The sequence below is a fragment of the Kineococcus xinjiangensis genome, from assembly GCF_002934625.1.
Taxonomy (GTDB): domain Bacteria; phylum Actinomycetota; class Actinomycetes; order Actinomycetales; family Kineococcaceae; genus Kineococcus_A; species Kineococcus_A xinjiangensis.
In genome coordinates this window covers 199,487-221,768 of the sequence record NZ_PTJD01000008.1, presented here as the reverse complement: position 1 = coordinate 221,768, position 22,282 = coordinate 199,487, and the positions used below count along the sequence as shown (strand labels likewise).

Sequence of the window (22,282 nt, the reverse complement as noted above, 5' to 3'; positions counted from 1 at the left end):
GTGTCCCAGATCGAGGGCGTGCGCCCACCCTCGGCCACCGCACCCTCGATCTGGTACGACGCCGTCGCCGACCCCCACGTGAAACCGGGAGGGAAGGGCCGGGGCGCTGCGGTCGGGGTGGCTGCGGTCGCGGGACGCTCGTGGATCGTGGTCATGTGGTCGGGGCCGCCGACTGGCGACCCCGCCTCCTCTCGGGTTCCGGGGTTGCTCGGGTGCGTCCGGATGGACGACGTGGTGACGGGGTGCGGCCTCAGCCCTTGACGGCGCCGGCCATGATGCCGTTGACGATCTGGCGGCCCATGATCAGGAAGACGATGATCACAGGGAGGGTCCCGACGAGGGTGCCCGCCATGATGACGGACTGGTCGGGCACGTAGCCGCTGCCGAGGTTGTTCAGCGCGACCTGGACGGTGGGATTGGACGAGTTCAGGGCGATGACCGGCCAGAAGAACTCGTTCCAGGCGGTCATGAAGGTCAGCATCCCGAGCACGGCCATGCCCGGGCGGGCGATCGGCAGCACGATGCTGAAGAACGCGCGGGTGAAGGTGGCGCCGTCCATGCGGGCAGCCTCGAGCAGCTCGTCGGGCAGCGTCTGCAGGATGTACTGGCGCATGAAGAACACGCCGAACGCCGTGACCATGGTCGGCAGGATGACCGACCACAGGTTGCCGGTCAGCTTCAGCTCGGACATCACCATGTAGAGCGGCACCACGCCGAGGGTCGGCGGGATCATCAGGGTGGCGATGGTGATGCCGAACAGCGCGTCCTTGCCCCGGAACCGCAGCTTGGCGAACGCGAAGCCCGCGAGGGTGCAGAACAGCAGGGTGGCGGCGGTGATCGCGATGGAGACGAGCAGGGAGTTCCAGATCGCCAGCCCGATGTTCTGCTGCTGGAACGCCTTCACCATGTTGGACCACAGATCCGCCCCGGGCAGGAAGGGCGGCGGCGTCTGGTTCATCTCCGCCATCGGCCGGCTACCCGCGACGATCATGTAGTAGAAGGGGATGATGAAGAGGAACGCCGTGAACACCAGGATGACGTAGGCCATCGGCCCGGCCTGGTCGGGGGCCCGGTAGCGGCGCCGCTTCCCGTTGCCCGGCTCCGGGGCCGCGATCGCGGCCTGGCGGACGGAGGTGGTGGTGGCGGTCATCGACGGGCTCCCTTCGCGGCGACCTTGCGGGCCTTCTTCGCGGCCGTCTCCATCGGGTCGCGGTCGCGCCTGCGGGCGATCCACGTGTTGAGCAGGACCAGGCCGATGATGAGCATGAACGTCACCCAGGCGATGGCGGCGGCGCGGCCGAGGAAGCCGAAGGTCCAGCCCTGCTGGTACATGAACAGGGTGATCGTCTGGTACTGGTTCAGCGCGCCGCCGTTGGCCGTGCCCCCACCGAACAGCAGCGGCTCGGCGAAGAGCTGGGTGGCACCGATGGTGGAGACGACGACGGTGAAGAGGATGGTGGGGCGCAGGCCGGGCAGCGTGATGTGCCGGAACTGCTGCCAGCGGTTCGCCCCGTCGAGGGCCGCGGACTCGTAGAGGTCCTGCGAGATCGACTGCATGCCGGCGAGGTAGATGAGCGCGTTGTAGCCGGTCCAGCGCCAGGTGACGATGACCGCGATGGCGATCTGCGCCGTCCAGTCACCGTTGCGCCAGTCGATCGCGTCGATCCCGACGAAGGACAGCACCCAGTTGGCGAACCCGCTGCCACCGCCGAAGATCTGCCCGAAGACGAGCGTGGCGGCCGCCACCGACGTGGCGTACGGCATGATCATCGAGACGCGGAAGAAGTTCCGGCCGCGCATCCGGTAGTTCAGCAGGTGGGCCAGGCCGATGGCGAACATGAGCTGGGGGACCGTGGCGAGCACGCCGATGGTGAGGGTCTTCCACAGCGCGTTGTAGAACTTCGGGTTCTCGAAGAGCCAGACGTAGTTCTCCAGTCCGACCCACTCGGCGTTCGACGAGCCGAGCTTGAGGCTGTAGAGGCTGATCCAGGCGGTGTAGACGAGCGGAAACAAGCCGAAGATGATGAAGAGGACGAAGAACGGGGCGATGTACGCGTAGGGTGCCCCCTTCTCCTCGGCCCGGAAGAGTCGCTGCTTCCAGGTGGGCTTCTCCGTCACGACGACGCGCGGGGGCCGGTCGGTGGGTGCGGGTGGTGCCGTGGTGCTGGAGAGGGTCATGTCGTCTCCTCGTCGGCGGGTCCGGGGGCGGGTGACCGGCGGGGGCCGGCCGGTGGACGGTCCACCGGCCGGCCCCTGCGGGAACCTGCTCAGCCGAGCTGGTTGCTGATCTCGGCCTTGGCGTTCTCCCAGGCGTCGGCGGGCGCGACGCCGTTCGCCTCCACCGAGAGCAGCGCGTTGGTCAGGGCGGTCTTGATGACGCCGTCGCCCTCACCGAGGATCTGCGTGGGGGCGGCCTCCGCGGACTCGGAGAACACCTTGCCGATCGGCGCGTTCTGGAAGTACTCGTCCGTCGTGTCGCCGACGAGGGCGATGCCCTCCTTGTTGGAGGGGAAGTTGCCGACGTTGTTGAAGACGGTGGCCTGCTGCTCGGCGTCGGTCATCCACTTGATGAGCTTGGCGGCCTCCTCCTTGTTCTCGGAGGCCTCCGGGATGGCGAGGTAGGAGCCACCCCAGTTGCCGCCGGCGCCGCCGGGCAGGGAAGTGACGTTCCACTTGCCCGCGCCCGCGTCGCCGGCCTTGCCCTTGATGTAGCCGATCATCCAGGACGGGCAGGCGATGGTGGCGAAGCCGCCGTTGGCGAAGGCGGGCTCCCAGTTCGGGTCGTTGAACTGCTCGAGCTTGGCGGTGAGGCCCTCCTGCCCGGCCTCGGCGGCGGTGTCGAACGCCTCCTTCACGGCCGGGTTGGAGTCCCAGACCGGCTCGCCGGACTCGTCGTAGTAGATGGTCTCCTCGGTGGAGACGATCGCGTTGTAGAGACCGCCGCCGAAGTCGGTCCACGCCGAGCCGGCGGGGGCGTTGGCCTTGTACTGGCGGCCGAGCTCCAGGTACGCATCCCAGTCGGGCATCTTCGCGGCGAGCTCGGCCGGGTCGGTGGGCAGGCCGGCCTGCTCGAGCAGGTCGCTGCGGTAGCAGATGCCCATGGGGCCGATGTCGGTGCCCAGGGCCAGGACCTTGCCGTCCTCGGTGGTGGCGGCCTCGGCCTTCCACTCCAGGTAGTTCGGGACCTGCTCCTTGGTGACGAACTGGCTGAGGTCGGTCCACTTGTCCGACTGGTTGGCGACGACGTCGGCGATGCGCGCGACCTCGATGCCCTGGATGTCGGCGAGGCCGGTCCCGGACTGCAGCTTGGTCTGCAGCGCCGGCCAGTACTTCGTCTCGCCCTGGGTGGACTCGTACTTGATGTCGATGTTCGGGTTCTGCTTCTCGTACTCGTCGAAGAGGCCCGACTCCTCGAAGCCCATCGTGCCGAAGAGGGAGACGGTGAGGACGGTCTTGCCCTCCCCGCCGGCGGAGGACTCGGAGGCCTCCGACGAGCCGGCGTCGCTGGAGCCGCAGCTGCTGAGCAGCAGGGCGCCGCTGACCATCACCGCGAGAGAGGCGATGGTCGTCTTCTTCGTACTGCGCATGGAGGCTCCTCGCCGTCCCCGGAGCGGGGCGGAATCGTCGTTGACCGGATGGCGGTGTGAGAGCGCTCTCAAGTTCTGCCCTGGTGAGTGAGAGCGCTCTCAAGGGGTGTGTCGAGTAGGTTCGCCGCACAGGGGGCGGCGTGTCAACCAGCCGTTGCGAACTCGTGATGCAACGCGCCGGGAGGAACCCGGACGGAGCAGCCGGAGCGGCCGCGGATCAGGCGCGGATCAGGCGGAGGCGCGCACGATCAGCTCGGGCTGCACGATCACCGACTCCGGCGACTCCTCGCCCTCGACGATGCGCAGCAGCATGGTCGCCAGGGCGCGCCCCATCTCCACCACGGGCTGGCACACCGTCGTCAGCGGCGGGGTGGCCGCGGCGGCCAGCGGCGCGTCGTCGAAGCCCACCACCCGCACGTCCGCGGGCACGGAGCGCCCGGCCGCGGCGAGCGCCTGGAGCGCGCCGGCCGCCATCTGGTCGTTGGCGACGAAGACGCCGTCGAGCTCGGGGTACTGCTCCAGCAGCGCCCGCATCGCCTCGCGCCCACCGGCGACGGCGAAGTCGCCCGAGGCGACGGCGCGGGCGGGGACGCGGCGCCGGTGCGCCCGCAGCTCGGCCCGGAACCCCTCGAGCCGGTCCTGCGCGGCGGACATGTCCATGGGGCCGGTCACGGTGGCGATGTGGTGGCAGCCCGCCTCGACGAGGTGGCGCACCGCGAGGCGGGCGCCGACGGCGTTGTCGGTGGAGACGAAGGGCACCGTGGACTCCTGCGAGTACGGGCGCCCGGAGAGCACGACCGGAATGCCGGCGTCGCGCAGGTGCTGCGGCAGCGGGTCCGCGCCGTGGACGGAGACGAGGATCGCGCCGTCGACGTGCCCGCTGCGGGCGTAGCGCTCGAAGCGCTCGCGCTCCCGGGCGGTGGAGAGGACGGCCAGGACGAGCTGGACCTCCCGCTCCGCGAGCACGGACTGCGCCCCGTTGAGGATCAGCGGGAAGTAGGAGTCCGAGAAGAAGCGCTCCACGGGCTCGACCACCACGAGGGCCACCGAGCCGCTGCGCCGGGTGACGAGCGCGCGCGCGGCCTGGTTGGCGACGTAGTGCAGCTCCGTGGCGGCCTGCAGGACGGCCTCGCGGGCGGCGGGACTGACCTTGGTGGATCCGGACAGGACGCGCCCGGCCGTGGCTCGCGAGACGCCGGCGCGAGCCGCGACGGACTCCAGGGTCGGCGCGCCGGTCGCGGGCACGGCACCTCCTGCGGGCTGCGCCCCGACGGGGGGGGCGGATCGGGACGAGATCGGGAGGGCCACTGTCCCACCTCGGGGCGCACGGTGTCCCGGAGCAGTCGGGCGACGGAATAGTTGCGTCTTCAAGCAGGTTCCCGCTACTGTCAAAGCAGTTGAACTCGCAACTACCTGAGGAGAACCCGATGTCCTGGTTCCGCGCCAAGAGCGACACCGCCACCGACGCCCCCACCCTGCCCACCCAGCAGGCGCTCCCGGCGATCCCCGGCTACCAGGCCGGCACCTGGGTCATCGACGCCGCCCACTCCGAGGTCTCCTTCACCGTCCGGCACATGGCCGTCAGCAAGGTCCGCGGCCGCTTCGGCGAGGTCAGCGGCGAGATCGTCACCTCGGAGGACCCCCGCGAGTCCTCCGTCACCGCCACCATCGCCATGGCCTCGGTGACCACCTTCAACGAGGCCCGCGACGCCCACCTGCGCAACGCCGACTTCTTCGAGGTCGAGGCGCACCCCACGATGACCTACCGCTCCCGCACCCTCCGCTTCGACGGGGAGGACTTCGCCCTCGACGGCGAGCTCACCCTCAAGGGCGTCACCCGGCCCGTCTCCCTGCGGCTGGAGGTCAGCGGCTTCGGCCCCGACGCCTACGGCGGCACCCGCGCCGGCTTCTCCGCCACCGGCCAGATCAACCGCCGCGACTTCGGCGTCGACTTCGACGCCCGCCTCGAGACCGGCGGCCTCGTCGTCTCCGACAAGGTCGACCTCCAGCTCGACATCGAGGCCGTCCTCCAGGCGTGAGCCCCCGCGGGTGCAACTCAGCGGGCGCAACCCGGCGGGCGGGGCTCAGCGGGCGGGCCGTCGGCGGGCAGGTGCGGACAGCGCCAGACCCCCGACGGTCCGCAGCATCCGCGCCCGCGGCGCCGAGGCCATCACCCGCACCTCGTCCCGCACCGTCGAGCGCCCGTCCAGGAACCGCAGCACGCGCGCGGCCCCGTTGCGGCGGAACAGCTCCGGGAACAGCTCCGACCCCCGCACCGTCCCCGAGTCCAGTGCCCGCAGCACCACGGCGTCCATCAGCAGGTGCCGCCGGCGGTGCGGCACGGGCGGAACCGGGACCTCCCCCACCGCCAGCGCCGCCACCACCGCGTCCACCTGCCGCTGCACCGCGCTGAACGCGTACCCCGTCGAGGGCCGCACCGCACCCCCCGCGGCACCGATGCGGAACACCGACCGGCCCGCCCGCGGCTCGAACGGCACGTCCGTCATCGGGATCACCCCCGACTCCGCCTCCAGCACCTCGAACTCCCCCACGCCCAGCGCCCCGCGCAGGTAGGCCCGCAGCGCCTCCTCGTAGCGCGCCCGCGTCAGCGGCTGCCGGGAGAACTCCGTGTACTCCACCAGCGCCTCCCGCGCCGAGGTCGGCAGGACGTAGCCGAAGGCCGTCCCCCGCGCCGGCTGCGGCACCCGGAAGTCCATGAGGGTCGCGGCGCCCGCGTCGAACACCGGCTCCGCGGTGCGCACCCGCCAGCCCCGGAAGTGCTGCAGGAGCACCGTCCGGCCGCGACCCGGGACGGGAAGGGCGGGTGGGCGCGAGTCCAGCGCCCAGCGCGCCCGCACCAGCAGTTCCCCGCCGTCGTCGGCCCGCGCCCGCACCGAGGCGCCGGCCACGCCGTCGGCCACCTCCAGCACCTCGGCACGGCGCAGCTCCACCCCCTCCGCCCCCGCCGCGCAGGCCGCCACCGCCGCCTCGAAGTCGCCCGAGCGGACGAGGCGGTACTCCAGCGGGTCCAGCGCCTCCTCCACGACCCCGCCCCGGCCGTCCACCACCCGCACGCGGGACCAGCGCGCCGCGACGTCGCCCTCGTAGCGCCAGCCGGGCGGCCCCCACGTGCACCAGGACCTCGACGCGCTGCGCCGGGCCGAGGCCGAGGGCGCCTCCACCGCCACGACCCGCAGCGGCCGGCGCCCCGCCCGCGCCCGCCCGTCGCGCACCAGCGCCCGCAGCAGGCTGCCCCCGGCGGCCCCCAGCCCCACGAGCGCCACGTCCGCCGTCAGCTCCTCCACGCCGCCACCCTGCCCCACGCCGGGACGCCGGCCGACAGCGAGCCTGCGGGCAGAGCCCGGCGCGCCGCCGCACGCGCCCGCCGCGCCGCCGCTCCGGGCGTGCCCGCAGGACGGCTGTCACCGTGCCCGGGTGCCGGTCCGCCCCTAGGGTCCCGGGCATGTCGCTGATCAGCGGGTTCAAGGACTTCGTGCTCCGGGGCAACGTCATCGACCTCGCCGTGGCCGTCGTCATCGGCGCCGCGTTCACGAAGGTCGTCAACGCCATGGTCGAGGGCCTCATCAACCCGCTCATCGCCGCGGTCGGCGGGGAGCGGGAGATGTCGGGGCTGAACCAGACGATCGGGCAGACGGAGTTCGGCTTCGGCGACGTCCTCGGCGCGATCGTGAACTTCCTCATCGTCGCGGCCGTCGTCTACTTCTTCATCGTCACGCCCGTGAACCGGCTGTTCCTGCGCATGCGGGAGGGGGAGGAGGCCGAGCCGAAGGCCGTCCCCGCCGACGTGCAGCTCCTCACCGAGATCCGCGACCTGCTGCGCGAGCACGCCACGCCGGACGGCGCCGCGGCCGCGCCGGACGGCCCCGCGGGCAGCACCCGCGCCGAGCGGGGCTGACTGGACCGGTCCGGCAGGGCCGAAACGGGCGAACTGCTTGCGCCCACCGGGGCGCGCCCGCATGGTGTGGGCACGGACCGCACCGACGCGGTCCCCTCCGGAGCACCCGAGGAGGAACCGGTGTCCCGACGGGACCACCCGACGATCGTGGTCGGCGTCGACGGCTCGTGGCAGGCCGAGCGCGCCCTGGAGTGGGCCGCCGAGGACGCCCGCCGCCGCGGCGCCGACCTGCGCATCGTCACCGCGGTCCGCGCTCCCGTCTCCCCCGCGACCTCCGCCGCCTTCACCGCGGGCAACGTCCTCGACGCCGCCCGCGAGGCCGCGCAGGTCGCCGTCGACGCCGCGGTGGAGCGGGCCTCGGAACTCGCACCCGCCTCCCGCGTCAGCGGCGAGGTGCGCGCCGGCTCCGCCGCTGCGGTGCTGCAGCAGGAGTCCCACTACGCGGACCTCCTGGTCACCGGCAGCCGCGGCCACGGCAGCCTCGCGGGCCTCGTGCTCGGCTCCGTCAGCGTGGCGGTCGCGACGTCCGCGCGCTGCCCCGTCGTGGTGGTGCGCCCCGACCGCCGGCCCGAGCACGCCGGGGACGACCTGACGCCGTTCTCGTGGGCGACCGCCGGGCGGGTCGTCGTCGGCATCGACGGCTCGGAGGGTGCCGCCCGCGCGCTGGCCTTCGCCGCGGACCACGCCGCCCGCGCCAGGCTCGGCCTCACGATCGTCTCCGCGCAGCCCGCCCCGGCCCCCCGCTCCCGCTGGCTGGACCCCTCGGAGAGCGGAACCCTCACGACGCTGGCGCTGGACTGCGAGGCGGTGACGCGGCCCGCAGCAGCCCTCGCCCGGATGGCCCACCCCCGCCTCGACGTGGACGTGCAGGTGGTGCAGGACGGGGCGGGCGGCTGCCTCGTCAGCGCCTCGCACCAGGCGGCGCTCGTGGTGCTGGGCAACCGCGGGCGCCCGAGCCTCACCGGGCGCCTGCTCGGCTCGGTCAGCCGGACGGTGCTGTGCGCGGCGGCCTCCCCGGTGGTCGTCGTCCACTGAGGCCGGGCCCGGCGCGGGCTGGTGCGGGCCCCGGCGCGGGGACGTTCGGCCGGGCGACACCGGCGCGCCGCCTGCGCAACGTCCCCGCCCACCCCCGCGCTGGCCGGGGCGGGGACGTTCGGCCGGGCGACACCGGCGCGCCGCCCGCGCAACGTCCCCGCCCACCCCCGCGCTGGCCGGGGCGGGGACGTTCGGCCGGGCGACACCGGCGCGCCGTTTGCGCAACGTCCCCGCCGACACCCGCGCTGGGACGGATCCGCCCGACTATTCACTCAGTACATACTCGTGGTGCATACTCAGAGCATGTCCCTGACCGAGCTGCACCTGGCGCTGCTGCTGCCCGGCCCGCGCCACGGCTACGAGGTGAAGAAGGAGCACGACGCCTGGTTCCCCGACGCCAAGCCGCTGGCCTTCGGGCAGGTGTACGCGACCCTCGGGCGGCTGGTGCGCGACGGGCTGGCCGAAGTGGTCGAGACCCGCACCGAGGGAGGGCCAGAACGCACCGTCTACGCGGTCACCGACGCGGGGCGGCAGCGGCTGGAGGAATGGCTGACCGAACCGGCACCCCCGGCCGGCACCGGCCCCGAGGACATCGTCCGCAAGACCGTCGTGGCCCTGCGCGCCGCCCGCGGGGAGGGCGCGGCGCGGCAGGTGGTGCTGCGCCAGCGCACCGCGCACCTGCGCCGCATGCGGGAACTGCAGGGGCTGGACGGCGCGGACACCGACGTCGCCCTGCACCTGGCGCGCCGCCACGCCGTCCTCCACCTGGACGCGGACCTGCGCTGGCTCGACGAGGCCGTGGACTCCCTGTCGCGCCCCGCGAACGCCCCTGCCACACCCCCCGACGCACCCCCTGCCGGAGCCCCGGAGCTCGGCCCCCTCGAGGAGACCCGATGAACGCACCCGCCGTCGAACTGGTGGGCGTGTCCCACTCGTACGCCAGAACCCCTGCCCTGCAGCATGTCTCGCTTTCCGTCGTCCCGGGCGAGGTCGTCGCCGTCACGGGCCCGAGCGGGTGCGGGAAGTCCACCCTCCTGCACGTCGCCGCCGGCCTGCTGCGCCCCCAGGAGGGACGCGCGAGCCTCCTCGGGCAGGACCTGCACCACCTCGACGAGACCGCCCGCGCCGTGCTGCGCCGCCGCGAGGTGGGCATCGTGCTGCAGTACGGCCAGCTCGTCCCGGACCTGCCGCTGCTGGACAACGTCGCCCTGCCGCTGCTCCTGGACGGCGGCGACCTCGCGCAGTCGCGGACCGCCGCGCAGGAGGCCCTGGAACGCGTCGGCCTCCAGGACGCGGCGCAGGCGGTGCCCGCGGAGGTCTCGGGTGGGCAGGCGCAGCGCGCCGCCGTCGCCCGGGCGCTCATCACCTCCCCTCGGGTCCTGTTCGCCGACGAACCCGTCGCCAGCCTCGACCCCGCGGGCGCCCGCCAGGTGCTCGGGCTGCTGATGTCGGCCGCGCGCCTGGGCGGGGCCGCGCTCGTCCTCGTCACCCACGACAACACCGTCGCGGCCCTCGCCGACCGCGAGGTCCGCCTGCGGACGGGCAGCATCGAGCACGAGGCGGTGCTGCGGTGAGCGCCGTCGCCACGCACCCGGAGACCCCCGCCCCCGCCGGGCGGATGAGCCGGGAGGTGCTGCGGGAGCTCAGCCGGCCCCGCACCCCGGTGGACCGGCTTCGGGCGGGCGCCACCACGGCCGCCGCGACGGGCATCGGGGTGGCGCTGCTGATGGCCGCGGCCATCGCGGCGGTCCGCAGCACCGAGCCGACCGGAAGCACCCTGCACTACACGCTGCCCGACGGCACGAAGGTGCAGGAGGAGATCCTGCAGGCACCCGGCGGGCTGATCTCCTTCGTCGCCGACACCGGCCTGCGATCCGGCACCACGCTCGCCGCGGTGCTGCTCGTCCTGCCGTTCGTCGCGCTGGCGCTGCAGGCCGCCCGGGTCGGCAGCCTCGCGCTCGAGCGGGAGGCTGCCCTGCTCACCCTGGCCGGCGCCGCCCCGGCGGACCTGCGCCGGGTTCGGGTGCGGCGCACCGCGTCGGCCTTCGCCCTGGGTGGCATGCTGGCCGGCCCCGCCTACCTCGTGGCGTGGCTCGTCCTCGGCCTCGCCCCGCCCTACGGTTCACGGCTGCTGCCGGCGCCGGAGCCGTGGCTGGGCCTGGCCTGGCTCGGGGTGGTCCTGGCCCTGGCCGCGGCAGGGGCCGTCCTGGGCACCTGGTCCTCGGCGCGGCGCGGCAGCGGCCCGCTCGCGGCCCGGGCCCGCGCCGAGGCGCCGTCCCGGCTGCACGTGGTGCTGCCCGTCGTGGCCGCGATCGGGCTCTTCCCCGTCTTCGCCGTCCCCGGCCTCTCCGGCGTCCTGTCGTTCGCCCTGCTGCTGGCGGAACTGCTCCTGCTGCTGTGGGCGGCGGGGGCGGCCAGCGCCCGCCGGGCCGCCCGGGGAACCAGCACGAGGCCGCGGCGGACCCGCCCGCTGCGGGTGGGGTTCCTGCACCCGCGCGACCCGGCCGCCGCGGTGCTGGCGGCGGCGCAGCGGGCCGGGAACCCGAGGGCGGTGGCGGCGGCCGCCGGGGTGCTGTTCCTCTGCGGGTTCTCCTTCGGCGTCGAGGCCGCCTTCCTGGCCTTCTTCGGCACCGAACCCGTGGACAGCCACGACGTCGCCTTCTACGTCACCGGCGTCGCCCTGGCTGCGGCGGTCGCGGCGGTCGCGATCCTCGTGGCGCTGGCAGCCCTCGCGCTCAGCCTGACCGACCACCTGCTGGGGGCGCGCCGGGCGGTCGCCTCCACCGACGCTCTGGGGGCGGACACCACGCGGCTCGTCGCCGTGCAGGCCCGCGCCCTCACCGCGACCGCGCTCCCCGCGATGACGGCGGGCATCGTCCTCGGGGGCCTGCTCTACGGGACGCTCACCCTGGGCGCCACGGTCGACGCGCTCCGCTGGCTGCCGGCGTCGATCCTGCTGGTCGCCGCCCTGAACGCCGCCGCCGTCGTCCTCGCCTGCCGGGTGCTGGCCCGTGCGCTGGCGGGGCGGGTGCGGGCGGCGGCCGCGCTGGAGAACCTGCGCACCCCCTGAGCGGGGTTCCAGCGGAAGGGGGCAGCGCGCTCGGGGTGCGCTGCCCCCTTCGTCGTCCCGCGGGAGGAGGTGGCACGGGGACGTTCGGCCGGGCGACACCGGCGCGCCGTTTGCGCAACGTCCCCGCCCACCCCCGCGCTGGCCGGCGCGGGGACGTTCGGCCGGGCGACACCGGCGCGCCGCCCGCCGAACGTCCCCGCCCACCCCCGCGCCCGGCCCGCACAGGAGGAACAGCCTGGCCATGCTCCGGTGAGCGGAGTATGTTCGTCACGTGAGCCCGAAACGGCTGCAGGAGCCGTCCTTCCTCGTCCTCACCGCGCTCGCCACCGGGCCGCAGCACGGCTACGGCATCCTCAAGGACGTCGAGGCGCTCTCCGGCGGCGACGTCGTCCTGCGTGTGGGAACGCTGTACGGCGCACTCGACCGCATGGCCGCGGAGGGCCTCGTCGAACTCGACCACGAAGAGGTCGTCGACTCCCGGCTCCGCCGCTACTACCGGCTCACCGCGCTCGGCGCCGAGCAGCTCGCCACCGAGGCCGAACGGCGCCGGAGCCAGGCCGAGGCGGCGCAGCAGCGGCTCCGCGCCCGCCCCACCCTCGGCGGCGCCCACGGGCAGTTCGCGTGAACCCGCGGCCCGATCCCCTGGAGGACTCCTACCGGCGGATGCTGCGCTGGTTCCCGCCCCGGTACCGGCAGCGGCGCGAGGAGGAACTGCTCTCCGTCCTCCTCGACGCGGCAGCACCCGGGCAGCGCCGCGCCACGGCCGCCGAGCGCCTCGACCTGCTGCGCGCCGGGTCCCGCGCCTGGTCGCAGGAGGCCGGCACCGCCGCCCGCCGGAACCCCGGCCCCGCCGCGGGGATCGCCGCCCTCGCCGCGACGGTGCTCTTGACCTCCCTGCCCGCCGGCCCCGCGCCCGCGGCGGAACCCGGGACCGCCACCCTGCCCAGCCGGTTCGCCGGGTACTCCCTCCTCACGGGCGACGCCTCCACCGACCCGCCGGGCCGCGCCGCCGCCCTGTACCAGCAGGGCCTCGGCGTGGAACTCGTCGACTTCCCGCAGGCCGTCGTCGTGGGCGCGCAGGCGGACGAGTACCGCCGCCTCGACCTCGCCGAGCGCCGCTCCTCCCCCTCTCAGCAGGGGGATCCGGCCCCCATGCTGCTGTCCCCGGACGGGCGCAGCGTCGCCGTCGGCGACCTGAGCGGCCGGCCCGCCGACGTGGCCGTGCAGGACCTGACCACCGGGGAGGTGCGCACCTGGCCCGTCGGCGACGCCGCGCGGACCGTTCCCCTCGCCCTCTCACCCGACGGCGGCTTCCTCGCCCTGGCGGTGTCCGGCGCGCCCGCCCACGAGGAACAGCCGCCCGGGACGAAGGCCGCCCTGCACCTGCTCGACCTGCGCACCGGTCGGGTCACCACCACCGACCTCGCGGCGCCGCCCGTGGTCGCCGCCTGGTCACCCGACGGGACGGAACTCGCCGTGCAGCAGGCCGCCGAGGGATCCCCCCGTCCCGGCGAGACGACCGTCGTGCTGGGGGCGGACGGACGCACCCGGCGCCACCTCGACCTGCCGGCGGGGCACCGCCTGGCCGGGCCGGGGGCCTGGTCACCGGACGGACGACTCCTGGCCACCGGGTTCGGAACCGGCGCCTACGACGCGTCCTGCCCGGACCAGGGGTGCCTCGTGCGCCCCACCACCGCCGTCCCCGCACGCCCCGGCAGCACGGACGCCGTGCCCCTGCCCGCCGTCCCGGCCGGGGCCACGTTCCTCGCCTGGGCGGGCGCGGACCGCCTGCTCCTCGCCGCGACGGACCCCCCGGCCGGCACCGGCGCGGAGTCCGTCCGCATCGACGCGCTCAGCCTCTCGACGCAGGAGGTGACGCCCGTCAGCAGCATCCCCACCGACGGCGAGTTCGCCGTGGTGAGGCTGCACCTGGCGACCGCCGACCTGGCACCCGCCGTGGTGCGCGAACCCGGCGAAGCGCACCGGGGCCGCTGGCCCCTGCCCTGGCGGCTCGCCGCATCGGCGCTGGGCGCGCTCCTGGTGGCCGCCGTGGTGGGCCGGCTGACGCGGCGCTCCGGAACGCGCCGCACGGCCGCTACCGCGTGACCCCGCCCCGGACCGAGGCCGACGCCTCCACCAGCAGTTCCACCAGCGCGTCGACGTGCTCCTCCCGCGTGCGCCACGACGAGACGCTGATCCGGAACGCCACCCGGCCCTGCCACGTCGTGGCACCGAACCACGTCCGCCCCGACTCCTGCGCCGCCCGCAGCACCGCCCGCGTCCGCTCGTCGTCCCCGGCGCGGACCAGCACCTGGTTGAGCACCACCCGGTTGCAGACGGTGAACCCCGCCGCGCGCAGGCCGTCCGCCACCCTGCGCGCCAGGTCGCAGTGCCGTTCCACGAGTTCCGCGACGCCCTCCCGACCGAGGCTGTGCAGGGCCGCCCACACGCTGATGCCGCGCGGGCGGCGGGAGAACTCCAGGGTGAGGTTCTTCTGCGGTTCCACCCCCTCCAGCGCCGGGGAGTAGGCGGCGTCCGCGTTCAGCGTCGCGGCCAGCGCCCCCGCGTCGCGGCAGATGGTCATCGCGCAGTCGTAGGGGGTGTTCAGCTCCTTGTGGGCGTCGGTGGTCCAGCTGTCCGCGCCCTCCACCCCGTCGGCCAGGGCCCGCAGCTCCGGGCGCACGGCCGCCCGCGCCCACAGGCCGAACGCCCCGTCGACGTGCACCCATGCCCCCGCGGCCCGCGCCCGGGCGAGGAGTTCCGGGAACGGGTCGAACTCCCCGGTGTTCACCTCCCCCGCCTGCAGGCACAGGACGGTGCTGCCGTCCAGCGCCGGCAACCGGGCCGGGTCGACGCGGCCGTGGTCGTCGACGGGAGCGACGGCGAGGTCGTCGTCGCCGAAACCCAGGACGCGCAGCGCCTTGAGGACCGTGACGTGCGCCAGTTCCGAGACGACCACGCGCACGCGCGGCGCCCCCGCCAGCCCGCGGCGGCCGAGGTCCCAGCCCTGCCGGGCCAGCAGCACCCGGCGCGCCGTCGCCAGCGCGGAGAGGGTGCAGGCGGTCGCGCTCGTGCCGAAACCCACCGCGGAACCCCGGGGCAGGTCCAGCACCTCGAGCACCCACTCGCCTGCGATCCGCTCCACCTCGGCGGTGGCCGGGGAGTTCAGCGGCGTGGAGGCGCACTGGTCCCACGCCAGGACGAGGCGTTCCGCCGCCGCCGCCGCGGGCAGGCTCGAACCGATGACGAACCCGAAGTAGCGCGGGTCGTTGGAGGCGACGGTGGCGGGGGTGGCGTGCTCGTCGAGCAGCGCCAGGGTCCGCGCCGGGTCCGTGCCCGACTCCGGCAGCGGGCCACCGAGGGCTCGCAGCCCCGCGCGCGCCCGCTCGCCGGGGAACACCCGCCGCTCGCCGGTCCCCGCGGTGTAGCGGCGGGCGCGCTCGTCGGCGTCGGCGAGGAGGGCGAGTTCGGCGGTGTCGGTCATCGGGTCGCTCCCTGTGCGGCGTCGGTCGGGAGGAGCCTGCCCCGTTCCCGCGCCGGGGGCAGCGGCCAAACCGGGTGCCTTGGCCTGCCCGGGCCGTCGGAGCGCACCGGCTCTGGCACGGTGGGGGTGTGGACGAGGCGGGCAGCGGGTGGTCCGACGACGTGCGGCTGGTGGTCCGCGCCGCACGCGCCGACGTCGTCGCCCTGCTGCACTCGGAGGGCCGCGCCGCGCTCGTGGGTCCCGACGGGGACGGGAGTGTCGTCGTGCGCCTGCCACGCGCAGCGGACGGCGAGGAGCTCTCGCTGCGGTGGTCGGCGGTCCTGGCCGCGCCAGTGCTGTGCGTCGTGATCCGAGATGGCCTGCTGTCGCTGTCGGTGTGCCGCGCGGGTGGGCGCACCGCCTCCTACGACGAGGGCGACGACGGCGATGGCGGTGGTGCCCTCGCCTCGGTGGCGGACGAACTCGCCCGCGCGTTCGGCACCGGGGAGGAGGCAGCCGCCCTCCACGAGGCGCTGGCGGAGCTGGACGGCTACGACCTGCGCGTCGCGCTGACCGAGGAACTCCCCTTGCCCCGGCTGCTCCACGAGGAGCTCCCGACGCACAGCGTCGTCGTGTCCCGGGCTTCGCCCTCGGCCGCGCGGTTCGCCGCCCGGCACGTCGGTTCCACGTGGACCGCCGACCTCGGCGGCGGCTGGACCGCCCTCGTGCGGGAGGGTGCCACCTCCTCCGAACTGGTCGCCCTGGCCCGCGCGGCGAGCGCCCTCGGAGGCCGCGGCACCGTCGCCGTCCTGCTCTGGCAGGACGGGCCGGAGTGTGGCTACCAGCTGTGGCGACGGGGGAGGGCCGAGGACACCCACGTCTGGAACTCGCCGTGGGAGTGGACCGGCCCCGGCGATCCGCCCGAGGCGGCGCTCCCCCCGACCGGGGACGCCACCGCGCTCGCCGAGGCCGCCGGCGCGCCCGACGCCTCCCTGCTGCGGGCGCTGCTGCGCCGCAGCGGACCTCCCGAACAGCTGCTCGCGGAACTCGCGGAACTCCTGGGCATCCCGGCAGGGGCGCTGCAGGCCCTGCACGACCCCCGGTCGGCGGCGGCCCTGCACCGGGCGGAACTGCACGAGCGGACCGGCACCTGGCGGGCGGCGTGGGAGGCGTCGCGGGTGCCGGCCGAGGAGGAGCCCCGCTGGCTGCGGCGACTGTGGCGGGCGCAGGCCGTGGTGAACCTCGTCGTCACCGTCGTCCTCGGCGCGCTGGCCGCCCTGTGGGTCGGGGTGGTGGCGACGGACGGTGCGCTCGTCGACGAACCCGCGGCCACCACCGAGGACTGGCTGTTCCTGGTGTTCTGCGCGGCCATGGCCGTCCTCAGCGGCTGGCTCGGCGTCCGCCGCTGGCGACGCTGACCCCTACCCCGCCAGCCGCACGACCATCTTCCCGGTGTTCTCCCCGCGCAGGAGCCCGAGGAACGCCCCGGGGGCGTTCTCCAGCCCGTCCACGACGGTCTCCCGCCAGGTGATGCGGCCCTCGCGCAGCCAGCCGCCGACCTCCTGCACGAAGTCCGGCATGCGGTGCCCGTGCGAGCCGACGATGAAACCGCGCAGGGTGAGTTCCTTGCCGATGGCGAGGGCGAGGTTGCGCGGCGCGGCGGGCGCCGACGTCTCGTTGTACTGCGCGATCGCCCCGCACAGCGCGACCCGCCCGAACCGCCGCAGCGAGCCGATGGCGGCCTCCAGGTGGTCGCCGCCGACGTTGTCGAAGTAGACGTCGATCCCGTCGGGCGCGGCATCGCGCAGCTGCCGGTGCACGGGACCGTCGTGGTAATCGAACGCCGCGTCGAAGCCCAGGTCCTCGACGAGGTGGGCGACCTTCTGCGCGGAACCGGCGCTGCCGACGACGCGGGAGGCGCCGCGCAGCTTCGCGATCTGTCCGACGAGGCTGCCGACCGCGCCGGCCGCGCCGGAGACGAACACCGCGTCCCCCTCCCGGAACCCGGCGACGTCCAGCAGCCCGGCGTAGGCGGTGAGGCCCGTCATCCCGAGCACTCCCAGGTAGGCGGAGGGGGTGGGCGCCGCGGCCGGGTCGACGACGCGCACGGCGGCCGCGTCGAGGAGGGCGAACTCCCGCCAGCCGAGGCCGTGCAGCACCATCGTCCCCTCCGGGATCCCCTCGGCGCCGGAGGCGACCACCTCCCCCACCGCTCCCCCGTCCAAGGGGCGGCCCACCTGGAACGGCGGGACGTAGGACTCCCGGTCGTCCATCCGGCCCCGCATGTACGGGTCGACGGACATGAACAGGTTGCGGACCAGGACCTGCCCCGGCGCAGGGTCGGGAACCCGCACCTCGGCGATCTCGAAGTTCTCCGCGCCCGGCCAGCCCTGCGGGCGGGAGGCGAGGCGGATCTCGCGGCCGGTGGTGCTCATGCAGGCTCCTCGGGGTGGTGGTCGGGACCTCCACCGTAGGTGGTTGCCCGCGGCACGCATCTCGGGGCGCGTGCGGGCTACCGTGCCCCGATGGACCCCCGCGCCCAGGCAGCTCGCAACAACGCCGCGTGGTGCGATGCGGTGTGCCGCAGCCACGGGCTGCAACCCCGGCTCGGCCACCGGGCCTGGACCAGCGCCGTCCGCACCCCGCCCCTGCACCCTGACGCCGTCACCCTCGTCCCCGGCGCGCCGGCCGAGGACGTCCTCGCGCGGCTGGACACCGGATCCCCCGGCTGCTCCGTCAAGGACTCCTTCGCCGACCTGCACCTGGCCCCCGCGGGTTTCCGCATGCTGTTCGAGGCGGCCTGGATCCGGCGCGGGCCCGGACGGGTGGGCGGACCCGCCGCGGAACCGGTGCGCGACGCAGGCGAGCTCCTGGAGTGGGTGGACGCCTGGAGCGGCGGCGGGGACGAGCCGCACCCGTTCTCGCCCGCCCTCCTCCACGAGCCGGGCGTCACGGTGCTCGCCGTCCGCGAGGGCGGGCGCGTCGTGGCGGGCGGTGTGCTGAACCTCGCCGCCGGCGCGATCGGGCTGTCCAACGTGTTCGCCGTCGAGGGGACCCCGCCCGGGGCCGCCTGGTCGGGGTGCACGGCCGCCGCCGCGGCCCTGCAGCCCGGCACGCCCCTCGTCGGCTACGAGCACGGCGACGACCTCGCGACCGCCCTGGAGCACGGCTTCGAGCCGCTCGGGCCCCTGCGCGTCTGGCTTGCCCGGCGGTAGCGCTCAGCCGGCGGTAGCGCTCAGGTGAGCGGGGCGAGCGCGTCCAGCACGTCCAGGTACCCGGCCGCCGCGGCGTGCTGCGCATCGGCGGCCGGCTCCAGCTTCCCCGGCGCCCAGCGCCGCGCCCGGTAGGCACCGGTGGCCGCCCGCAGCGCCCGCAGGCTCACCGCCAGCTCCTCCTCCAGGCGTGCCCCCAGCCGCTCCGCACCGGGATCGGGCAGCCGCACGTCCTCCCCGCGGCCCTCCCGCAGCGCCTGCAGCACCTCCTCCGCCACCCCGTCCTCGGCGTCCCACAGCAGGGCGGGGCGGTGCAGGACGTGGTTCCACACCGGGGCGTGCACGGAGCGCCAGTACGGCTGCACGGGTGCCTGCGGCAGCCGCGCCGCGTTCGCCCAGTGCTGCGCCCCCGCAGGGGTGCACCGCCACGCCGTCGCGTCCGGCTCGACGTCCACGCACAGCGCGACGGGCGGGTCCTCCACCTCCGCGGGGGAGCCCTCCAGCAGCGGGCCCGCCACCCACAGCTGCCGCACCTGCAGCGGGAAGATCGACGCCGGTCGCCCCGCCATGTCCTGGCAGGTGCGTGCGAGCGACTCCAGGTGCGTCAGGGCTCGGGCGGACCTCATCCGGCCCATCCTGCCGACGCCCCGGATGGATCCGGCCGCCGGGTGCTGGGTACGGTGCCCGCGCGTGCCGAAGCAGCCGACCGCGGGCACGCACGTGCGCGCGTGGACGGGAGTGACGGTGCAGGAGCTGCAGCTCACAGCTGAGCTGGCCTCGGTCCCGGAGGCGCGGCACTGGCTCAGCGGTCGGTGCGCGGCGGCGGGCCTGCCGCTCCCGGCGCGCACCGTGGCGGAGCTGCTGACGACCGAGCTGGTGGGCAACGCCGTCGTGCACGGCTGCGGGCCCGTCGTCCTCTCCGCCGACCTCGACGAGCGCGGCATCACGGTGCGCGTCAGCGACGGGCACCCCAGCCAGCCGGTCCTGCGGCACGTGGGCGCGGAGGCCACCGGGGGACGCGGGGTGGCCCTCGTCGACATGCTCTCCACCTCCTGGGGCACCGACCCCGCCCCGGACGGGCGCCCCGGCAAGACGGTCTGGTTCCACCTGGCCGCGACCTCCGGGTGGACGCCCGAGCCGACCGGGCCCTGACCCGCCCGCCCGCTCAGCCCTCCGTCAGGCGCAGCACCCGCAGCCCCCGCAGCCGGTCCAGGGCGGCGGCCACCTCGAAGCGGCGCGGCACGGCGGCGTCCACCGCCACCCCGCCCAGCAACCGCTCCAGCGCACCGGGCCGGTCCTCGGCGAGGTCGGCGTCCAGCAGGTCCAGCGCCTGCGCCAGCGTGCGTCGGGAGTCCAGGTGCCCCGCGCCGACCAGCCGCGCCAGCGCCAGCCCTGCGCCCACCACGTGCGGGGCGTCCACGAACTGCCGCACCGCCCGCACGTCCACCTCGTGCTCCCCCAGCAGCAGGGCGTCCGTGCCGCGCGCAGCGACCCGCACCCGCCCCCGCGCGGAGGCGTCCACGGACGACGGGTCCACCACCCGGTGCCGCACCGGCGGGAACGTCCCCGCCTCCGCCACCCGGCCGGTGGGGCGCGCCGCGACCTCCCGCGCCCTGGCCGTGACGTCGGAGGGCACGTAGGAGTCCATCAGCAGCACCCGGTCCGCGACGTCCAGGTAGTCGCCGGAGGAGCCCACGACGAGCACCGTGGACACCCCCCGGTCCCGGTGCAGCGAGCGCACCAGGTCCACGAACGGGTTCAGCGGCTCCCGCTCCTTCGCCACCAGCGCCTGCATCCGGGCGTCGCGCACCATCAGGTTCGTCGCCGTGGTGTCCTCGTCCAGCAGCAGCACCCCGGCGCCCGCCTCCACGGCCTCCAGCACCGCCGCCGCCTGCGACGTCGACCCCGACGCCTCCGCGGTGGAGAAGTCCGCCGGGTCCAGCCCGCCCGGCAGCGAGCGCACGAACGCGCCGACGTCCACCCGCGTCACCGCCCGCCCGTCCTCCGCCCGCACCGCGACGGCGTCGGACCGGGTCACCACGAGCTCGCGGCCGTCGCCGGGCACGTGGTCGTTGACCCCGGCCTCCAGCGCCCGCAGCAGCGTCGACTTGCCGTGGAAGCCGCCGCCCACGACGAGCACCACCCCCTCGGGGACGCCCGCGCCGGACACCCGCCCCGCGTGCGGGAGGTCCACCTCCACCCGCAGCTGCGGCGGGGCGGCGAACGGCACGGCGCCGACGGCGGGGCGCGGGTCCACGCCGCTGCGCCGGGCCAGCACCGCGCCGTCCGCCACGAACGCCACCAGACCCAGCTCCGGCAGCCGCCGGCGCAGGGTGTCGGCGTCGTCGACGGTGTCCACGAAGCGCCGCACCTCGGCCGCGTCCAGGGCGTCGTGGCGCAGGGCGGCCACCACCTGCGGCAGCTCCCCCGCCAGCAGCCGCGCCGCGCCCCGGCCGTCGACGCGCCGCCGCGGCCCCGGCAGGTGCGCCGCGAAGCGCAGGACGGCCGAGCCGTCGGGCAGCACCTCGCACGACGTGCGCCGCAGCACCTCCTGCCCGCCCGCGTCGATGCGCAGCTCCGCGCCGGCGACCACGGCGGCCGTCCTCGCGAGGTGGGCGGCCAGTGCCCGCGCGCGCACGGGGCTGCTCCACAGCCCGGAGGGCGCGGCGAGGACACCGGCGCCGAGTCGCACCTCGAAGCGGCTCGGCGGCGCGAACGGGTCGGCCTGCGCCCGCACCACCCGCAGCTCCGCCTCCGCGTCCCCGAGCGGCAGGACCCAGCTGCCCTGGAGGGAGCGGTAGCGGGCGTAGGGGGCGCCGTGCAGCTCGTGCAGGGTGGCGGCGAGGTCGCGCCGGGCGCTCGTGCTCGTCACCGGCCCGACGCTACGGGGCGGGTGGGGCGGGGTGCGCCGCCCCGGGACGCGGAGGAGACGAGGAGGTCCGGGGGAGGTCGTGCGCCGCGCCGGTGCCGCGGACCGGGGGAAGCACGAAGGCCCCGGTCCTGGGGACCGGGGCCTTCGTCGCTGTGCGCGAGGGGGGAGTTGAACCCCCACGCCCTTTCGGGCACACGGACCTGAACCGTGCGCGTCTGCCTATTCCGCCACTCGCGCGTGACCTGGAAAACCGTAGCACGGCACGGACTCGTCCCCGGACGGCCTCCGCTCCCCCGCCTCGCCGGACGTGAAGATCACCTGGCCGGTGCCCGGGCCCTGGTTACGATGCCGGTGCGCCGATCACCCGTGCGCGAAGGGCTCGGGGAACAGCGGAGGCTCGAGGGGAGGCACGGCCGTGGGAGTGCTCGACCGCTTCGAGAGGGGCATCGAACGGGCCGTCAACGGCGCCTTCGCCAAGGCGTTCCGCAGCGAGGTCCAGCCCGTGGAGATCGCCAGCGCCCTGCGCCGGGAGCTCGACGACCGCGCCGCGGTGCTGGCCCGGGGCCGGACGCTGGTGCCCAACGCCTTCACCGTGGAGCTCAGCGCCTCCGACTACGACAAGCTCTCCTCCTGGCAGGACACCCTCGCCGACGAGCTGGTCGCGGCCGCCACCCAGCACGCGGAGAAGCAGCGCTACGCCTTCGTCGGGCCCGTGCACGTCGCCTTCCACCAGGGCGACGACCTGCGCACCGGCGTCTTCCGCATCCTCAGCTCCACCGTGAAGGGCCGCGTCGCCCCCGCCACGTCGGGCTCGGCCGGCGCCGGGCGCCCGCGGCTCGACGTCGACGGCCGCAGCTACGTCCTCACCGAGTCCACCACCGTGCTCGGGCGCGGCTCGGACGCCGACATCGTCGTCGACGACCCCGGCGTCTCTCGCCGCCACGCCGAGATCCGCGTCAGCCCCCACGGGGCCCGCCTCGTCGACCTCGGCTCCACGAACGGCACGTCGGTCGACGGGGAGCAGGCCGCCAGCGCCGACCTCTTCGACGGCAGCGTCATCACCCTGGGGCACACGCAGGCGGTCTTCCGGGCCGCGCGCCGCAGCGCCGACGAGGGATGGGACTGAG

The 22,282-nt window shown here is 75.4% G+C and carries 22 protein-coding genes and 1 tRNA gene; 12 read left to right on the top strand and 11 right to left on the bottom strand.

What is annotated here, in order from left to right:
• From CLV92_RS12930 to CLV92_RS12910, 5 genes are all read right to left on the bottom strand, one after another.
• The coding region (locus CLV92_RS12930; RefSeq protein ID WP_146099518.1) for a family 1 glycosylhydrolase at positions 1 to 155 on the bottom strand (155 nt) is incomplete at its 3' end.
• 95 nt (positions 156 to 250) lie between these two features.
• Positions 251 to 1,150, bottom strand: a complete 900-nt coding sequence (locus CLV92_RS12925) for a carbohydrate ABC transporter permease (protein WP_104433219.1) — start codon at positions 1,148 to 1,150, stop codon at positions 251 to 253.
• On the bottom strand, positions 1,147 to 2,178 hold the full coding sequence (locus CLV92_RS12920) for a carbohydrate ABC transporter permease (RefSeq protein ID WP_104433218.1): 1,032 nt from the start codon (positions 2,176 to 2,178) through the stop codon (positions 1,147 to 1,149). The genes CLV92_RS12925 and CLV92_RS12920 overlap by 4 nt, the downstream gene beginning before the upstream one ends.
• Positions 2,179 to 2,267: 89 nt before the next feature.
• A complete protein-coding gene (locus tag CLV92_RS12915; protein ID WP_104433217.1) occupies positions 2,268 to 3,587 on the bottom strand; it encodes an ABC transporter substrate-binding protein in 1,320 nt (439 codons plus the stop codon).
• A gap of 228 nt (positions 3,588 to 3,815) precedes the next feature.
• Positions 3,816 to 4,832, bottom strand: a complete 1,017-nt coding sequence (locus tag CLV92_RS12910; protein WP_104433216.1) for a LacI family DNA-binding transcriptional regulator — start codon at positions 4,830 to 4,832, stop codon at positions 3,816 to 3,818.
• Positions 4,833 to 5,014: 182 nt separating this feature from the next.
• On the opposite strand from CLV92_RS12910, the gene CLV92_RS12905 reads away from it, so the two are divergent.
• The gene (locus CLV92_RS12905) at positions 5,015 to 5,626 is read left to right on the top strand and encodes a YceI family protein (protein ID WP_104433215.1); all 612 of its coding nucleotides are present in this window, start codon (positions 5,015 to 5,017) and stop codon (positions 5,624 to 5,626) included.
• A 45-nt stretch (positions 5,627 to 5,671) separates the two neighbouring features.
• Here the strand turns inward: CLV92_RS12905 and CLV92_RS12900 are convergent, their stop codons facing one another.
• A complete protein-coding gene (locus CLV92_RS12900; protein ID WP_211291101.1) occupies positions 5,672 to 6,892 on the bottom strand; it encodes a lycopene cyclase family protein in 1,221 nt (406 codons plus the stop codon).
• Between the two features lie 164 nt (positions 6,893 to 7,056).
• Between CLV92_RS12900 and mscL the strand changes: the two genes are divergently transcribed.
• The 7 genes from mscL to CLV92_RS12865 all read left to right on the top strand — a co-directional run bounded on the left by mscL (position 7,057) and on the right by CLV92_RS12865 (position 13,714).
• The gene (mscL, locus tag CLV92_RS12895) at positions 7,057 to 7,503 is read left to right on the top strand and encodes a large conductance mechanosensitive channel protein MscL (RefSeq protein WP_104433256.1); all 447 of its coding nucleotides are present in this window, start codon (positions 7,057 to 7,059) and stop codon (positions 7,501 to 7,503) included.
• Positions 7,504 to 7,623: 120 nt separating this feature from the next.
• Positions 7,624 to 8,538, top strand: coding sequence for a universal stress protein (locus tag CLV92_RS12890; protein WP_146099517.1), 915 nt, complete (start codon positions 7,624 to 7,626; stop codon positions 8,536 to 8,538).
• 303 nt (positions 8,539 to 8,841) lie between these two features.
• Positions 8,842 to 9,435, top strand: coding sequence for a PadR family transcriptional regulator (locus CLV92_RS12885; RefSeq protein WP_104433213.1), 594 nt, complete (start codon positions 8,842 to 8,844; stop codon positions 9,433 to 9,435).
• On the top strand, positions 9,432 to 10,112 hold the full coding sequence (locus CLV92_RS12880) for an ABC transporter ATP-binding protein (RefSeq protein WP_104433212.1): 681 nt from the start codon (positions 9,432 to 9,434) through the stop codon (positions 10,110 to 10,112). The genes CLV92_RS12885 and CLV92_RS12880 overlap by 4 nt, the downstream gene beginning before the upstream one ends.
• Positions 10,109 to 11,608 (top strand): hypothetical protein, encoded by a 1,500-nt coding sequence (locus tag CLV92_RS12875; RefSeq protein WP_104433211.1) that lies wholly within the window; start codon positions 10,109 to 10,111, stop codon positions 11,606 to 11,608. Before CLV92_RS12880 ends, CLV92_RS12875 begins: the two co-directional genes overlap by 4 nt.
• A gap of 286 nt (positions 11,609 to 11,894) precedes the next feature.
• Entirely contained in the window at positions 11,895 to 12,233 is a 339-nt protein-coding gene (locus CLV92_RS12870) for a helix-turn-helix transcriptional regulator (protein WP_104433255.1), read from the top strand.
• Entirely contained in the window at positions 12,230 to 13,714 is a 1,485-nt protein-coding gene (locus CLV92_RS12865) for a hypothetical protein (protein ID WP_104433210.1), read from the top strand. The genes CLV92_RS12870 and CLV92_RS12865 overlap by 4 nt, the downstream gene beginning before the upstream one ends.
• On the opposite strand, the gene CLV92_RS12860 is transcribed toward CLV92_RS12865, so the two are convergent.
• Positions 13,704 to 15,092, bottom strand: coding sequence for a pyridoxal phosphate-dependent decarboxylase family protein (locus CLV92_RS12860; protein ID WP_104433209.1), 1,389 nt, complete (start codon positions 15,090 to 15,092; stop codon positions 13,704 to 13,706). The genes CLV92_RS12865 and CLV92_RS12860 overlap by 11 nt on opposite strands.
• A 128-nt stretch (positions 15,093 to 15,220) precedes the next feature.
• Between CLV92_RS12860 and CLV92_RS12855 the strand changes: the two genes are divergently transcribed.
• Positions 15,221 to 16,489, top strand: a complete 1,269-nt coding sequence (locus tag CLV92_RS12855) for a hypothetical protein (RefSeq protein ID WP_104433208.1) — start codon at positions 15,221 to 15,223, stop codon at positions 16,487 to 16,489.
• A gap of 3 nt (positions 16,490 to 16,492) precedes the next feature.
• Here CLV92_RS12855 and CLV92_RS12850 read toward each other — a convergent pair whose 3' ends face one another.
• On the bottom strand, positions 16,493 to 17,506 hold the full coding sequence (locus CLV92_RS12850; RefSeq protein ID WP_104433207.1) for an NADP-dependent oxidoreductase: 1,014 nt from the start codon (positions 17,504 to 17,506) through the stop codon (positions 16,493 to 16,495).
• A 90-nt stretch (positions 17,507 to 17,596) separates the two neighbouring features.
• Here CLV92_RS12850 and CLV92_RS12845 point away from each other — a divergent pair, with 90 nt between their 5' ends.
• Positions 17,597 to 18,286: a hypothetical protein gene (locus CLV92_RS12845; protein ID WP_104433206.1), complete on the top strand. Its 690-nt coding sequence runs from the start codon at positions 17,597 to 17,599 to the stop codon at positions 18,284 to 18,286.
• A gap of 20 nt (positions 18,287 to 18,306) precedes the next feature.
• On the opposite strand, the gene CLV92_RS12840 is transcribed toward CLV92_RS12845, so the two are convergent.
• Positions 18,307 to 18,909: a DUF7711 family protein gene (locus tag CLV92_RS12840; protein WP_146099516.1), complete on the bottom strand. Its 603-nt coding sequence runs from the start codon at positions 18,907 to 18,909 to the stop codon at positions 18,307 to 18,309.
• Positions 18,910 to 18,973: 64 nt separating this feature from the next.
• Between CLV92_RS12840 and CLV92_RS12835 the strand changes: the two genes are divergently transcribed.
• Positions 18,974 to 19,435 carry an ATP-binding protein gene (locus CLV92_RS12835; RefSeq protein WP_245886767.1) on the top strand — a complete coding sequence of 154 codons (462 nt, stop codon included), beginning with the start codon at positions 18,974 to 18,976 and terminating at the stop codon, positions 19,433 to 19,435.
• A gap of 13 nt (positions 19,436 to 19,448) precedes the next feature.
• Here CLV92_RS12835 and CLV92_RS12830 read toward each other — a convergent pair whose 3' ends face one another.
• Both CLV92_RS12830 and CLV92_RS12825 read right to left on the bottom strand, forming a co-directional pair.
• Complete coding sequence (locus CLV92_RS12830; RefSeq protein ID WP_104433204.1) at positions 19,449 to 21,155, bottom strand: ABC-ATPase domain-containing protein; 1,707 nt, start codon at positions 21,153 to 21,155, stop codon at positions 19,449 to 19,451.
• Between the two features lie 153 nt (positions 21,156 to 21,308).
• Positions 21,309 to 21,392: transfer RNA gene (locus CLV92_RS12825), tRNA-Leu, on the bottom strand.
• Positions 21,393 to 21,570: 178 nt separating this feature from the next.
• On the opposite strand from CLV92_RS12825, the gene CLV92_RS12820 reads away from it, so the two are divergent.
• Positions 21,571 to 22,281, top strand: coding sequence for an FHA domain-containing protein (locus CLV92_RS12820; RefSeq protein ID WP_104433203.1), 711 nt, complete (start codon positions 21,571 to 21,573; stop codon positions 22,279 to 22,281).
• The last annotated feature ends 1 nt before the right edge of the window (position 22,282 follow it).

Bases quoted from the DNA above. Each gene is read 5' to 3' on its own strand.
- CLV92_RS12925 (WP_104433219.1), bottom strand. From the start codon at position 1,150: ATGACCGCCACCACCACCTCCGTCCGCCAGGCCGCGATCGCGGCCCCG.
- CLV92_RS12920 (WP_104433218.1), bottom strand. From the start codon at position 2,178: ATGACCCTCTCCAGCACCACGGCACCACCCGCACCCACCGACCGGCCC.
- CLV92_RS12915 (WP_104433217.1), bottom strand. From the start codon at position 3,587: ATGCGCAGTACGAAGAAGACGACCATCGCCTCTCTCGCGGTGATGGTC.
- CLV92_RS12905 (WP_104433215.1), top strand. From the start codon at position 5,015: ATGTCCTGGTTCCGCGCCAAGAGCGACACCGCCACCGACGCCCCCACC.
- CLV92_RS12885 (WP_104433213.1), top strand. From the start codon at position 8,842: ATGTCCCTGACCGAGCTGCACCTGGCGCTGCTGCTGCCCGGCCCGCGC.
- CLV92_RS12880 (WP_104433212.1), top strand. From the start codon at position 9,432: ATGAACGCACCCGCCGTCGAACTGGTGGGCGTGTCCCACTCGTACGCC.
- CLV92_RS12860 (WP_104433209.1), bottom strand. From the start codon at position 15,092: ATGACCGACACCGCCGAACTCGCCCTCCTCGCCGACGCCGACGAGCGC.
- CLV92_RS12850 (WP_104433207.1), bottom strand. From the start codon at position 17,506: ATGAGCACCACCGGCCGCGAGATCCGCCTCGCCTCCCGCCCGCAGGGC.
- CLV92_RS12845 (WP_104433206.1), top strand. From the start codon at position 17,597: ATGGACCCCCGCGCCCAGGCAGCTCGCAACAACGCCGCGTGGTGCGAT.
- CLV92_RS12840 (WP_146099516.1), bottom strand. From the start codon at position 18,909: ATGAGGTCCGCCCGAGCCCTGACGCACCTGGAGTCGCTCGCACGCACC.